The sequence below is a fragment of the Streptomyces sp. NPDC127108 genome, from assembly GCF_042677545.1.
In the GTDB taxonomy this organism is placed as follows: domain Bacteria; phylum Actinomycetota; class Actinomycetes; order Streptomycetales; family Streptomycetaceae; genus Streptomyces.
This window is the reverse complement of sequence record NZ_JBHXTE010000001.1, coordinates 70,218-82,875: the sequence shown is the minus strand read 5'-3', so window position 1 is coordinate 82,875 and position 12,658 is coordinate 70,218. Positions and strand designations below refer to the sequence as shown.

Sequence of the window (12,658 nt, the reverse complement as noted above, 5' to 3'; positions counted from 1 at the left end):
AGGGGGCGCCCCGCGCCGCCCCCTCCGGACGGTCAGGTGAGGTCGAGGAAGCTCCACCGGGCGTCCGGCTGGGCGCCGCTCAGCCACTTGCCGCAGTTCTGGAGCACGACCGGGCTCGACGTGATGTGCTGCGTGCCCGTCCCGAGGTCGCGCAGGAAGCGGTCGATCGGGCCGCGGCGGATCGCCGCCGAGCCGGCCCAGCGGTGCACGGTGTGGCCCACCTCGTGCACGGTCGAGGTCGTGTGGTTCAGGACGAGACGGATGAGAGTGTCCTGCTCGGTGCTCGGCAACTCGCCCTGGTCCAGAGTCTGTTCGACGTCCTGCCAGACGTCGTTCGCCCAGGACCGGGCTGCCCTGAGCCTGGCCTCCGCCGTCGCGTACTCGGCGTGGAACTGGGAGGTGTCGACCGCGGCGCCCCGCGTACCCGTGCGCGCCGCGGCGACCCGCTTCATCTCGTCCAGGAGCCGACGGCCGACGCCGAGGGCCCAGCCCGTGTGCGAGATCGCTGACATGTTGACCAGGCCGAGGCGGTAGACGGCGCCACCGTTGACCGGGGTGTCCGTGGTCGCGATGTAGGTGTACTCGTGCGGTACGTACACATCGGTGCAGTGGTAGTCGATGCTGTGTGTCGCGCGAAGCCCGAGCACGTCCCAGTTGCCGTCCAGGGTCACCTGCGACTTCGGCATCGCGAGGACTCGCAGCTCACCGGTCCCCTCGACCTGGATCGCGCTGTGGATGTGGGTGGCGTGCGCCATCCCGGAGGCGAACTGCCACTGGCCGCTGACCTGGAAGCCGCCCTCCACGGGGACGGCCCGGCCGGGGCGTGTGCCGTGCCCGGAGAGCAGCGCGTACTTCCCGTTCGGCACGTCGGGGAACAGTTCGGCCGCCGCGTCCCCGGCGAGGTACGCCGCGGTGGTCCCGGTCATCATCTGCAGCGCGAACATGGTCCACCCGGCCGAGGCGTCGTGGTAGCTCGCCCGCTCCGCCGTCTCGATCAGCTGCCGCGGCGCGAACTCGTATCCGCCGAGGCTCAGCGGGAGCTCGGCCCGTACGATCCCCGTGTCGAGCAGTGCCCGCGCCGTGTCCTCCGGCAGCTTCCCCAACTCCTCGGCGGCATCGGCCCGTTCATCGAGCATCCCGCCGAGCGCGTCGATCCGCTCCAGCACTCCCGCCAGTTCCGCACTGACATGCAGCTGACCCTTGGCCCCCATGGATTTCCTCTCCTTGTGGCTTGTTTCCCGATCGTCTCACGCACACCCGCCCCGGTGGCCCGGCCCGAAGGCTCCAACGAGCTTGGCCCGTCGGGCTGTTGGAGTCGGGAGCCCCTGCCCGGCCGCGCAGCATGTGTCACTCGCAAAGAACGGGGCGAGACTCAGACCGAGGGACAACGACGCGCGGTGGAGGCGATCGCTGGGAAGGGGGCCGTGGCAGGCCCGCGGCAGCCACCGAAACACGTTCGACCGGATCGCCTGGCATCGCGGATCATGTGCGTATGCCGTCAATCGAAGCAGCAGCGCGTGACCTGCAGGATGTCGCTGCTCTGTGGAGTGCCGGTGAGACCCGGGCGCACGCGGTGGTCCGGGCTGCATGTGAGGCACTCGTCGCGGGGCTCGACAGTCCGGCACTGCGCTTCCTCGCCGCGTGCACCCGCGGCGAAGCGGAGTACGACGTACCCGGCCTTCTGCCAGCTGCCCTCGACGAGCTCGGCCTCACGTTCCACCCGCGAGGCAGCAAGGCCGGGCAGGAAGCAGCAGTGCGGTCGCTTGCGCACCAGACCCTGGCTGGCAGCCTGCCCCCGCGAGAACTTACCCTGCGCGCCCACCAGAGGTTCGGCCACGACCTGCCGCTGGCCGAGCGCCTTGCCGAACTCGACGATGAGTACGCCATCCTGGAACACGGAGACCGGGCAGCGGCCCAGATCGATGCCGAGGTCATGGCCGAAGCCCGTCGGCTGGCCCGCGAGACTGCGGTCCCCGGCACCTCACCTCAGGAGCACTGAGCCCTCGCTCTTGCCCCGTCCGGCCTGAGTTTCCCTGCCGCCGGGCGCGAACGAAGCCGCCCGGCGCGGGAGGACGAGCACGCGCTGGCCGTGAGAGGGCAGAGTGCGTGCTCGCCGTGGGCGGTCAGCCCGCGAGTTGGGTGCCGAAGGCCGCGTACCGCTTGGAGAGGCCCAGGCGGGTCTGGGCGAAGGCGGTCGCATCCGTGGGGGAGTACGGGGCGGAACCCGCTGCGCCCGGGAGGTGCCACAGCATGCCCGTGCCGTGGTCCGCCTCGGCCGAGGCGATCGTGAGGTCGGCGCGCCCGTCGGCGTTCACGTCGGAGGCGAGCAGGGTCGCACCGAAGGCGTGGCTCTCCGCGCGCTCGCCGGGTACGCCCGGACTGTCCTGGTGCACGGTCGCCGCGCCCGCCGTCGTCAGGCCGGACGCCGAACCGCGCAGGTAGACCACAGCACCCGCGTCGAAGACATAAGGGTCCTTGCCGTACGTCTTGCCGGACACGCCGACCGCCAGGTCCGCGCGGCGGTCGCCGTCGAAGTCACCGATCGCCACGGCCGTCCCGAAGCGGTCCCCGGTCCGGGAAGCACCGGGCACCCCCGGGCTGTTCTGTGTGAGGGTCTTGCGCCGCGTCGTGCTCGGACCCGACTGCGTCCCGTAGATCACGCTGATCTCGCCGCCCTTCGAGCCGGACGGCTCGATGTCGGGCTCGTCGGGGTTGCCGAGGACGATGTCGCCGTAACCGTCGCCGTCCAGGTCGCCGACCGCGGCCGTCGTGCCCGCGCGCAGCTTGGCGCCCTTGGCCAGGCCGGACGCGGTGCCCTTGTAGAAGACGGCGGCGCCCAGGACGTCCTTGCCGGTCTGGAGGCCGGTGACGACGAGGTCGGCCTTCTTGTCGCCGTTGACGTATCCCGCCGTGAGGCCGGGGGATTCGAGCGGGGCCTGGTAGGAGGTGACCCTGCCGGTGCGGCCCTGCTTCGTGAACGGGCCCCGGATCAGTCGGATCCGGTACGCGTTGCGGCCCGAGTCGCCCTGCGCGGACACGGCCAGGTCCGGCTTGCCGTCCCCGGTGAAGTCGGCGGCGGCCAAGCCGCCGCCGAAGTAGCTCCCGTACAGCGGCTGCGGGTTCTTCACCGTCGTCGCGCCCGACAGTCCGGTGCGGGAGCCCCACACGATGACCAGCGCCCCGGCGTCCTCCTTGCGGCCCACCTTCTCCTTGGGGGCGGACACGGCGAGGTCGCTGTAGCCGTCACCGTTGAGGTCCGCGACGGCGAGCTGCTGTCCGAACTCGTCGTTCTTCTCCGCCGCGCCCGGGACTCCGGGGGAGTTCTGGCTGATGACGGTCCGTCGCGCGGGGTCGGGACCGTGCTTCGTGCCGTACGTGACGACGACCTGCCCGGCCTACTTCTTGCCGCCGACGGTGGCCGCCGGAGCGGCGACGGCGACGTCCCGGTAGCCGTCGCCGTCGAAATCGCCGGTCAGTCGCGAAGGGGCCGGGGCGGCTGTCGCCGCGGTGGGGACGGCGAGGAGGCCGGCTGTCAGGGCGGCGGTGGCCGTGGCGGTGGCCAGGCGGGCAGGCGTGGTGCGGGGGGGCATGCGCGGGGTCTCTCCTGGAAATGCTGGTCTGGACCTAGGGGAGACCGGTGGGTGAGGCCAGAGGTTGCACGCGGGGACGAGGGACGTGCGTCACGTCCGGGCGGGTACCGTCGGCACGCCCCTCCGGTACCGAACCCGCCGTCGCCCGAGCTGCCCGATGTCCCGGCCCGCCAGCAGATCATGACGCCCTCCGCCGAGGCCGCGATGCCGGTGTTCGCGAGGACGATCCGACGTGATCGAGTTCCTGTGCAAAGACCGGCAACCCGTTCGATCGCTATGGAACGATCACCGGCATGGAGACCCTCCAAGCTTCGGCGCTCCGTCGTCGCGAGGGGCAGGGGCACTGCTCAGTGCCCCGGCATCCGCGTACGCTCCAAGGCCTTGCGGGCGGCGAGAAAGCCCGCGATCTTGAACGCGAGTTCGTGAGAGCCGAAGCGATCGGCGCGGGCACGCCGCAGCACCACCCGAGTGGCGGTCAGGACTCCGTGTTCGGGCAAGCTCAGTTGCTCCGCGATCCCCGCGGCGGCAGCCGCGAAGAAGCGCGGCAGGTCCTCGGCAGGTTCGTACTCGACCGTTATCCCTGGGGCCACCTCGAAGGCGAAGCCGTCGGCCGCGGGCTCGAAATCCACCGTGATCTCCGCGAAGTGCGGCGCGCAGTTCTGCTTCCGATGCAGCACGCACACACCACGGATCGGATACGGCGGAAACCGGGGCGGCACTGACGTCATGCCGGAACGCTACCCCCGCCCGGTCTCCGTCGTGACTGACCAGTCGGAAACGATTTGCCAGAGTTCCTGGCGCCAAGCGGCGGTCCGGCCCGGCCGTGCCCGCACTCACGCAAGGACCGACGTCGTGTCGTCTGCCGTTACAGCTCGATACCCGGCTTGGCCGGATAGCCCATGCGGACCGGCACACCGGGGGAGTACAGCACGCTCACGGGAGGTCCGGCGCACGTCGGCAGCCCGGCGGCAGACACCAAGTCATCCTCACATTGCAGAAGCTCGGCTCTGTGGAGCGGCCAGCGTGGGTGACTGTTGGGCAGGTAGACCGATCGACCGGACAGCGAATTGTGGATGCCCCAACGGGCGGTGAGGAAGTGTTCGAGAGGCGTCGGTTCCTCTATCCGCTCGCCGATCCGAACCGCGATCCGACAACGCGCCCCGCGCGGTCCCGGCCAGCGACGACTGCTCACGTAGCTGATGGTGTCGCCCTCGCGGCGAATCGTCATCCGCGCCCAGGTGTAGGGGAGTTGGAAGGCTGCACGGGCGATGGCCACCGGCAGCAGCCGGGCCGCCTCCAACGAGCGAAAGACCACACCACGCCGACCCTGCCGGTCCACCGAGTAGAGCCGCACATTGACCTCTGGGAAGGTGCCGAAGTACGGGATGCCCGGAGCCCTGAACCAGCCCACCCGGTGCATCCGGAACGCCACAAGGCCGACGTAAGTAAGCCCGTCGTGCGTGTCCGGCACGGTCCCTGCCGGCAGCAGCGGTGCCACGTCCGCCGGGTCAACGGCCCAATGCAGGAATGACAGGTCGAGCCAGGACTGGGTCAGCAGTGTGCTCGGCACCGTGCGCGCCGGATCAGCTGTTACCGGCTCCGGTGAGGCAGCGAAATTCAGCATCGGCGTACTGTTGCACGTTCAATGTCCGGGAAGCCGGGGAGGTGTTCAACACCACAGGCGCGCCGGGGCATTCGTATCCCCGTGGCTGCCCGCCGGATTTCGTCGGCCACCTCATCTGGGGCGGGCCCAGGGCCTGGCGGCCGCCCGTGAGGGTTGAGGATCTTGGCGTTGGAGAGGGGGCCCTGCGGTCAGTCTTCCTCCGCGATGCGGATGGCGGGCAGGGGGACTTCGTCGGCTTCTTGCGGTACGTCGCAGTGGAGTTCTCGCTGGACCTCGCGGAGTGCGTTCTCGTAGGAATCGGAGCGGTTTCCCTCTCCACAGCGAAGCCCAATCCGCACGAACCGAAGCCGGCTGAACAGAACGAGCCGCAGCAAATTCCGTTGCGTCGTCCCGGCTGCACCCCGACTGTGCTCCAGGCGGACTCCCGACGCCTGAAGAACGAAATACCCGATGTCACCGTCCGCCGGACAGGCTCGCTGTCCTGGCCCCACCCGCCCGCCGGGGATTCGCGGCTGAGGCCGGGCCGGTTTCGAGTGGGACGACGTGACGTCGCAGCGCTGGAGCCGAACCTCCGACACCCACCCGGCCAGGTCATTCACACTCCGAGCGACGCAGGAGTCGACCCGACAGCCTTGGCTCACGCGCTTGTGGCAGCTGCCGGCGACCACGGGGCAACCGTGCTCCACGAAACCGCCGTGACCTCCTTGCAGGTGACCAACGGACGCGTCGAAGGAGTGCTGACTTCGGCCGGGCTCCATGCCGCCACCACGGTCGTACTCACCTCCTTCTGGTCGTACCGCAGGTTGAAGGCTCAGCGGCAGCGGGTGATCAGGCCGCTCAAAACGCGTTCCAGCACTTCGTGGCGGCCTTCAGGGGAAGCGACCAGTGCTGCCTGCTGGGTTACCGCACCAGGAGACGCCCCATGCCCGCACACGGCCCCGTCATTGGTTACGCGACAAACGATCGATCCGTCTACGTCGCCGTCATGCACTCCGCCGTCACCCTGGCGCCCACCGTCGGCCGTCTCATCGCCGAGGAACTCGCGACCGGCAGGCCGGCCTCCGAGCTACAGCGTTGCCGCCCTCGCTCCCATCCGCGGGACTGACGCGCGCGGTGCGAGCCTGCCTGATGGGTCAGGCGGCTGTGGAAGAACGCGTGGGTCTGCTGTCTGCGGTCGTGACAGATGCGTACCGGGAACACCCGGTCCGACCGGCACTGTTGCATCGAACAGGGGACCGGCACCGCACGTGCGGGAAACACGGAGACCGCAAGGTCGTCCACCCGCCGGGATCCGGCCCCCGAGATAGCGGTACGCCCGCCGCGCACGTGGACCTAGACGTATTCCTGCAGGAGGACTGTTTCATGACTGACCGGCCGTTGACCCTCATGGCAGTGCACGCCCACCCGGACGACGAGGCCACCGGAACCGGAGGGGTCCTCGCGCGGTACGCGGCGGAGGGCATCCGCACGGTCCTCGTGACGTGTACCGACGGCGGCTGTGGTGACGGGCCGGAGGGCGTCAAGCCGGGCGACCCCGGGCACGATCCGGCGGAGGTCGCCTCGATACGCCGCCAGGAACTCGAGGCGAGCTGCGGCGCCCTGAAGATCAGCGATCTGGAGATGCTGGACTACGCCGACTCCGGGATGACGGGCTGGCCGAGCAACGATGCCCCCGGTTCCTTCTGGCGGACCCCGGTGGAGGAAGGCGCCGCCCGGCTCGCGGAACTCATGCGGCACTACCGGCCCGATGTGGTCGTCACCTATGACGAGAACGGCTTCTACGGCCACCCCGACCACATCCAGGCCCACCGCATCACGATGGCGGCACTGGAGATGACCGACCTGACACCGAAGGTGTACTGGACGACGATGCCCCACTCGATGATGCGGCGGTTCGGGGAGATCATGCGCGAGCTCGACGAGAACACGCCGGAGCCGGATCCCGCCGAGGCCGCCGCGATGGCCGAGATCGGCCTCCCCGACGACGAGATCTCCACGTGGGTGGACACCACGGCATACAGCGGTCAGAAGTTCGACGCCCTGGCCGCGCACGCCAGCCAGGGCGAGAACATCTTCTTCCTCAAGATGGGCAAGGAGAAGTTCGCCGAGTTGATGGGCGTGGAGACCTTCGTACGGGTCCAGGACACCACCGGCGCGGCCGTACCGGAGAACGATCTCTTCGCCGGGTTGCGCTGACCCGCTGGCAACGGCTCGACACCCGCAGGGCGCACTCAGCGGCTGCCGAGAGGCTTGCCGTACTTCTGAGCCGTCGAGAGGTACGGGAGGCCGAGCGTGCGCGGGGAGAACGCCGTCGAACCGCCGGCCGAGCCTTTGGGGAGGAGCCAGGCGGCGCCCAGGGAGGCGTTCTCGCCGGGGGATCCGAGCGTGACGTCCGGTACGCCGTCGGCGTCGTAGTCGCCCGTGGCGACCGCGGCGCCGAAGGCGTCACCCGCCTCGGCGACGCCCGGGACACTCGGCGTGTCCTGGTTCCAGGCGACGGACGCGGCGGTGCCCTTGGCGTCGAGCAGTCCCCGGGCGCCGCCGCGGAGCAGCCAGGCGGCGCCCGCCCCCGAGCCGCTTCCGATGGCCTCCCCGGGAGCACCCGCGATCAGGTCGTCGCGGCCGTCGCGGTTGACGTCGGCGACGGCGAGGGCGGCACCGAAGCGGTCGCCGTCCTCGGCCACGCCCGGGACGCCCGGGGTGTCCTGGTTGAGGGTCTGGGCGCGGGTGCCGAACGAGCCGCTTGCGGGGCTTCCGTAGTGGACGTGGATGCCACCCCCCTTGAAGCGTTCCTCGGGGCCGCACGGGTCGTCGATGTTCTCGTCGGCGATCTCACGGCATTCGCCGAGCGCCAGGTCGTCGTTGCCGTCGCCGTCGAAGTCGCCTGCGGCCAGGGCGGTCACACCGGCGTTGTCCGTGTTCCAGAAGTTGGCCATTTCGGCCTGGTCGGCGTCCCACTTCCACAGGCGCACGTGGGACTGCGTGCTGGGGACACCCGCGGTCCAGTACGCCACGGCCAGGTCCGCCGTGCCGTCGCTGTCGAAGTCGCCGGTGGCGAGGACGGGGGCGCGACCGCCCATGGGAGCGGCGACGACGGTGGTGACCATGCTGTCCTCGCCCTGGATGACTCGGGCGACGACCTTGTCCGTGCCGCCGACCACGATCGTTTTGTTGTCACCGCCGGTCAGATGCTCCGCCGCGACCGACTTGCCGTACGCGGCCGACTGCGACGGCCCGGTGAGGACCGTCGACCCCGGGCCCGGCCCGTTCTTCGAGCCGTCCACGACGATGACCATGCCCGCGTCCGTGCCGCGGTCGGTGACGTCCTCGCCGGGGACACCGGAGAGCAGTTCCGCGATGCCGTCGCCGTTGAGGTCTGTCAGGACGACGGACGCGCCGAAGCGGTCGCCCGCCTCCGGGGTGCCGGGTACCTCTGGGGTGGCCTGGGTGACGCGGATGCTTCCGTGGGCGCCGACGCCCTTCGGGCCGCCCCAGACGACGTTCACGTACCCGGCCTTGGCCTTGCCGCCGACGGTCCCGTCCGGGACGCCGACGGCGAGGTCCGCGTATCCGTCGCCGTTGAAGTCGCTGGTGGCGGTACGGGGTGCGGCAGCGGCGGCACCGGCCGGGAGCACGACTCCGGCGGTGGCCGCGGCGGCTGCGATGGCGTACGTCAGGATGCGGCGGCTGTGCGGCACGGAGGCCCCCACTCGGTCGACGGGATCGGGTTTTGTCTGGTGTGACCGTCGAAGGGTGGAGCTGGTTGTACGGAGTTCACCGGGGGCTGATGCCGGGTTCACGGCAGGTGTCGCGGTGCCGTTCGGCCATGGCCGTGGTGGTGGGGGAGAGGCCGGTCATGGGCGCGTTGGAGCCAGGGGGCAGGAGGGATGTCAGTGCTGCGCGACATACTCGTGCCGCGGCGCTGTCCGGGCGCTGCCCGCAGGAAGGGAGCGACATGGCTGAGGTCCTGGTTTTCCACCACGGGCAGGGGCTGACCGAGGGCGTCCGCGAGTTCGCCGAGCGCCTGCGACAGGCCGGACACACGGTCCACGTTCCGGACCTGTTTGAGGGGCAGGTGTTCGACAGCCTGGAGGCAGGCATCGGCTACGCCGAGAACGCCGGGTTCGGCACGATCATCGCGCGCGGCACCTCCGCCGCCGCTGCACTGCCTACGGAACTCGTCTACCTCGGGTTCTCGCTCGGCGTGCTGCCCGCGCAGAAGCTGGCCCAGACCCGCCCCGGCGCGAAGGGCGCGCTGCTGTTCGAGGCATGCGTCCCGGTCTCGGAATTCGGCGGTGTCTGGCCCCATGACGTCCCGGTCCAGGTCCACGGCATGGACGCGGATCCGTTCTTCGCCGGGGAGGGCGACGTGGACGCGGCCCGCGCCCTCGTCGAGACGGCCGCGGACGCCGAACTCTTCCTCTACCCCGGCGACAGACACCTGTTCACCGACAGCAGCCTTCCGACGTACGACAAGCATGCCGCCACCCAGGCCACCGACCGGGCGCTCGCCTTCCTCGCCCGCATCGACTAGCCCGGCCCACGCCAGCCGACGCCTCCCCAACGCAGGGCCATCTGTCTGCCGTGGGGATCGAGGGCGGGCGACGCGCCCCCGGGGTGGCTTGCTCGACGGCTGAGAAGGCACTCGCAACTCACAGCAGCAGGGCCCGCGCAGCCTCACATCCGGGCTCTCAGTACGTCGACCTCACCGCCCGGCATGGTCGGGTCGAAGCCGTGCTCGAACAGCCAGCGAACCGCCAGCAGGCTGCGCAGCGACCACCACCCGTGGATCACGTCGAGGTCGATGTCGGCGCCGTAGCCCGCGGCGACGTCACCGAGGTGCTCCTCGTGTCCGAGCGTCACGGTGGCGAGGTCGTACAGGGCGTCCCCCTGCCCTGCCTCGGTCCAGTCGATGATGCCGGTGACCTCGTCGCCGTCGACGAAGACGTGGGCGATCTGCAGGTCGCCATGTGTGAACACCGGGGTCCACGGCCGGAGCGCCGCCTCGGCGACGTGGCGGTTGCGGGTGACGAGGTCGGCGGGCAGGACGTCGTTCGTCACGAGCCACTCGCACTCGCCGTCGAGTTCCGCCACCAACTCGTCGATGCCTCGGCCGGCCCGGCCGGGCCAGGGCGGCGGGGGCGCGTCGTGGAGTTTCCGGATGGCGGCACCGGCCGCGGCCCACGCCGCCGGCGACGCGGTCGACGGCTCGCCGAGGCGGCCGAGCGCCATCCCGGGGAGGGCGGCCAGCGCGAGCACGGGCGGCTTCCGCCACAGGACCTCCGGAGTGGGGATCGGGGCCCTGGACATCGCCTCGACCTCGATGTCGGTGCGTGTCTGATGGGCGTCGACCTTCAGGAACACGTCGCCGACGCGCAGCGTCGCGCACTCGTGATGGGCGACGACGACCTTGACCTCATCCATGGCGATCAGCATCCCGGATGACCGCCGACGTCGCTCGGATTTTCCGGTGCGGTCGTGCGCTGCCTGAGCCCAGCGACCGCCACGCAGGTCCGACAGGCGCCCCCCCGCACGGTCCGCCGACGCGGAATCAGATGCGGGTTCTATCCGGTCGGGCACACGAGGTGGCTCCACGTGCCGAGTTCGTGGCGTTCGGATACGTGCACGGTGGCGAAGCTGCCGTCAGGTGCGAGGGTCGCGGTCGACCACCTGCCGCTGGGGGAGTCGTAGAACAGGAAAGCGCCGCGGCCCGTGCCGACGATGTGCGTCCAGTGGCCGAACGCACCGGGTTCGGAGACGAAGACGGTGTCGAAGCTGCCGTCGGCCTGGAGGATTCCGGTCGACCATTGGCCGTTGTCCTGGTTGTAGAAGACCAGGGCGCCGTTGCCGGCCCCGGCGATATGAGTCCAGCGCGCGAAGGCCCCCGGTTCGGAGACGAAGACGGTCTTGAAGCTGCCGTCGGCCTGGAGGATTCCGGTCGACCATTGGCCGTTGCTCAGGTTGGTGAAGAGCAGGGCACCGTTGCCGGATCCGACGATGCGGTTCCACTGGGCGAAGGCCCCGGGTTCGGAGACGAAGACGGTCTTGAAGCTGCCGTCCGGTTGCAGGATCCCGGTCGAGAACTGGCCGGTGGGCCGGTAGTAGAAGAGCAGCGCGCCGTTCCCGGCCCCGGCGATGTGGGTCCAGTCTCCGAACGTACCGGGATCGGATACGAAGGCGGTGGTCACGGTGCCGTCGTCGTGCAGGATCGCGGTCGAGAACTGGCCGGTCGGCCTGTTGTAGAAGAGCATCGCCTGGTTGCCGGCCCCGACGATATGGGTCCAGTCCGTGAAGGAGCCCGGCTCCGATACCTGCCAGGTTCCCCACTTCTTGCCGTGGGCCATGGGGTATCCGGTCGCCCATTGTCCGCTTTCCTGCTGGTAGAAGAGAAATCCCGCGGTCTTGCCGCCGAGCGGGTATTTGGCGTGCACACCGGCGATGTCATCGGAGTTCGGCGCTTTGTCGGCGAAGTCGACGTACGGCCACATCAACGCGTCCTGGTTGCTGCTGTGACCGAGGCCCAGCACGTGGCCGAACTCGTGGGCGGTGACGGAGAACAGGTTGGCCTCACCGGGGCTGTCCGGCAAGGAGTGGTCGGGGATCCAGGTGAACGCGTCGTTCATGTGGATCTGGCCGCGGTGCTCGTTGGGGGCGTGTGCCAGCGGGTTGCTGCTCGTGAACTCCCCGCTCAGGCAGTGCTTGCGGAAAGCGAAGCTCATGGCCACGTCTGAGTTTCCGCCCTGGCCGACGTGAACGAGCCTGATGAACGGCACGTGGGCGCTCCACGCTTCGAAGCCGTGCCGGATCGTACGCAACACGGGTTCGCTGGGTCCCCATTCCAGCGGATAGTTCACGGCCTTCCAGGTCAGCCTGGTGTCGTCCCACGCCGGATAGTTGTCGTTGAGTGTGAACCCGGCCTCAGCCGCCGCGGTGACCGGAGGTGGATCGGGTTCTCCGCAGCGCGGCGCTGCCATGACTCGCAAGGTGGGCCCGTCCACCGTACCGGTCGGCTCGACTCCGATGAACCGCTGGTAGTGCAGGAGAGCGGCGCGCGCCTCCTCGTCGAAGGTGTCCTGGCCCTGGGGCAGATAACCGAATCGGTGCAGGAATCCGCACACCTCGGCGACGCCCGCACCGGATGCGCCGACGGTGAGTCCTTCCAGGGACGCCTTGGGGGTCGGCACGCCGCCGGCCAGGGTGACCGTGGTGTCTCGGGACGAGGAGGACATGGGGATCTCCTTGTGACGCGCGACGTCGATTCCGGCGGACGCCCGGGCATAGGGGGATGCTGGCACCGGAAGACGATGCTCGGGAGGCTTCGTTCCGCCGTTTCCGAGCAGCCGCTTCGCTCCCGCGGCCGCTGGGAGATACGCGACGACATCCACGAAGCCTTCCGCACCCGTGGAAGCACGCTCATCCGCCGGCGAATGCTGAAGTCGTAGCC

Annotated in this window: 12 protein-coding genes; 4 read left to right on the top strand and 8 right to left on the bottom strand. The window is 69.9% G+C overall.

The window, feature by feature from the left end:
• Nucleotides 1-32 precede the first annotated feature (32 nt).
• Complete coding sequence (locus ACFVHO_RS00370; RefSeq protein ID WP_385707914.1) at nt 33-1,211, bottom strand: acyl-CoA dehydrogenase family protein; 1,179 nt, start codon at nt 1,209-1,211, stop codon at nt 33-35.
• A 281-nt stretch (nt 1,212-1,492) separates the two neighbouring features.
• On the opposite strand from ACFVHO_RS00370, the gene ACFVHO_RS00365 reads away from it, so the two are divergent.
• Nucleotides 1,493-1,999 carry a hypothetical protein gene (locus tag ACFVHO_RS00365; RefSeq protein ID WP_385707911.1) on the top strand — a complete coding sequence of 169 codons (507 nt, stop codon included), beginning with the start codon at nt 1,493-1,495 and terminating at the stop codon, nt 1,997-1,999.
• Between the two features lie 124 nt (nt 2,000-2,123).
• Here ACFVHO_RS00365 and ACFVHO_RS00360 read toward each other — a convergent pair whose 3' ends face one another.
• From ACFVHO_RS00360 to ACFVHO_RS00345, 4 genes are all read right to left on the bottom strand, one after another.
• Complete coding sequence (locus ACFVHO_RS00360; protein WP_385708597.1) at nt 2,124-3,332, bottom strand: FG-GAP and VCBS repeat-containing protein; 1,209 nt, start codon at nt 3,330-3,332, stop codon at nt 2,124-2,126.
• 63 nt (nt 3,333-3,395) lie between these two features.
• A complete protein-coding gene (locus tag ACFVHO_RS00355; protein WP_385707908.1) occupies nt 3,396-3,590 on the bottom strand; it encodes a hypothetical protein in 195 nt (64 codons plus the stop codon).
• Between the two features lie 347 nt (nt 3,591-3,937).
• Nucleotides 3,938-4,318: a hypothetical protein gene (locus ACFVHO_RS00350; protein ID WP_385707905.1), complete on the bottom strand. Its 381-nt coding sequence runs from the start codon at nt 4,316-4,318 to the stop codon at nt 3,938-3,940.
• 137 nt (nt 4,319-4,455) lie between these two features.
• Nucleotides 4,456-5,214, bottom strand: coding sequence for a YqjF family protein (locus tag ACFVHO_RS00345; RefSeq protein WP_385707902.1), 759 nt, complete (start codon nt 5,212-5,214; stop codon nt 4,456-4,458).
• On the opposite strand from ACFVHO_RS00345, the gene ACFVHO_RS00340 reads away from it, so the two are divergent.
• Together ACFVHO_RS00340 and ACFVHO_RS00335 are read left to right on the top strand one after the other, a co-directional pair.
• On the top strand, nt 5,118-6,521 hold the full coding sequence (locus ACFVHO_RS00340; protein WP_385707899.1) for an FAD-dependent oxidoreductase: 1,404 nt from the start codon (nt 5,118-5,120) through the stop codon (nt 6,519-6,521). The two genes, ACFVHO_RS00345 and ACFVHO_RS00340, sit on opposite strands and share 97 nt — an antisense overlap.
• 55 nt (nt 6,522-6,576) lie before the next feature.
• Nucleotides 6,577-7,410 carry a PIG-L family deacetylase gene (locus ACFVHO_RS00335; protein WP_385707896.1) on the top strand — a complete coding sequence of 278 codons (834 nt, stop codon included), beginning with the start codon at nt 6,577-6,579 and terminating at the stop codon, nt 7,408-7,410.
• Nucleotides 7,411-7,445: 35 nt separating this feature from the next.
• On the opposite strand, the gene ACFVHO_RS00330 is transcribed toward ACFVHO_RS00335, so the two are convergent.
• The gene (locus ACFVHO_RS00330) at nt 7,446-8,912 is read right to left on the bottom strand and encodes an FG-GAP repeat protein (protein ID WP_385707893.1); all 1,467 of its coding nucleotides are present in this window, start codon (nt 8,910-8,912) and stop codon (nt 7,446-7,448) included.
• Nucleotides 8,913-9,169: 257 nt separating this feature from the next.
• Between ACFVHO_RS00330 and ACFVHO_RS00325 the strand changes: the two genes are divergently transcribed.
• A complete protein-coding gene (locus ACFVHO_RS00325) occupies nt 9,170-9,748 on the top strand; it encodes a dienelactone hydrolase family protein (protein ID WP_385707891.1) in 579 nt (192 codons plus the stop codon).
• A gap of 143 nt (nt 9,749-9,891) precedes the next feature.
• On the opposite strand, the gene ACFVHO_RS00320 is transcribed toward ACFVHO_RS00325, so the two are convergent.
• Together ACFVHO_RS00320 and ACFVHO_RS00315 are read right to left on the bottom strand one after the other, a co-directional pair.
• Nucleotides 9,892-10,638, bottom strand: coding sequence for a phosphotransferase family protein (locus tag ACFVHO_RS00320; RefSeq protein ID WP_385707888.1), 747 nt, complete (start codon nt 10,636-10,638; stop codon nt 9,892-9,894).
• 140 nt (nt 10,639-10,778) lie between these two features.
• The gene (locus tag ACFVHO_RS00315) at nt 10,779-12,599 is read right to left on the bottom strand and encodes a matrixin family metalloprotease (RefSeq protein WP_385707885.1); all 1,821 of its coding nucleotides are present in this window, start codon (nt 12,597-12,599) and stop codon (nt 10,779-10,781) included.
• Nucleotides 12,600-12,658 lie beyond the last annotated feature (59 nt).

Coding starts and splice junctions, on each gene's coding strand:
- ACFVHO_RS00355 (WP_385707908.1), bottom strand. CDS start 3,590: ATGCCCCCCCGCACCACGCCTGCCCGCCTGGCCACCGCCACGGCCACC.
- ACFVHO_RS00345 (WP_385707902.1), bottom strand. CDS start 5,214: ATGCTGAATTTCGCTGCCTCACCGGAGCCGGTAACAGCTGATCCGGCG.
- ACFVHO_RS00370 (WP_385707914.1), bottom strand. CDS start 1,211: ATGGGGGCCAAGGGTCAGCTGCATGTCAGTGCGGAACTGGCGGGAGTG.
- ACFVHO_RS00335 (WP_385707896.1), top strand. CDS start 6,577: ATGACTGACCGGCCGTTGACCCTCATGGCAGTGCACGCCCACCCGGAC.
- ACFVHO_RS00365 (WP_385707911.1), top strand. CDS start 1,493: ATGCCGTCAATCGAAGCAGCAGCGCGTGACCTGCAGGATGTCGCTGCT.
- ACFVHO_RS00320 (WP_385707888.1), bottom strand. CDS start 10,638: ATGGATGAGGTCAAGGTCGTCGTCGCCCATCACGAGTGCGCGACGCTG.
- ACFVHO_RS00350 (WP_385707905.1), bottom strand. CDS start 4,318: ATGACGTCAGTGCCGCCCCGGTTTCCGCCGTATCCGATCCGTGGTGTG.
- ACFVHO_RS00340 (WP_385707899.1), top strand. CDS start 5,118: ATGACAGGTCGAGCCAGGACTGGGTCAGCAGTGTGCTCGGCACCGTGC.
- ACFVHO_RS00325 (WP_385707891.1), top strand. CDS start 9,170: ATGGCTGAGGTCCTGGTTTTCCACCACGGGCAGGGGCTGACCGAGGGC.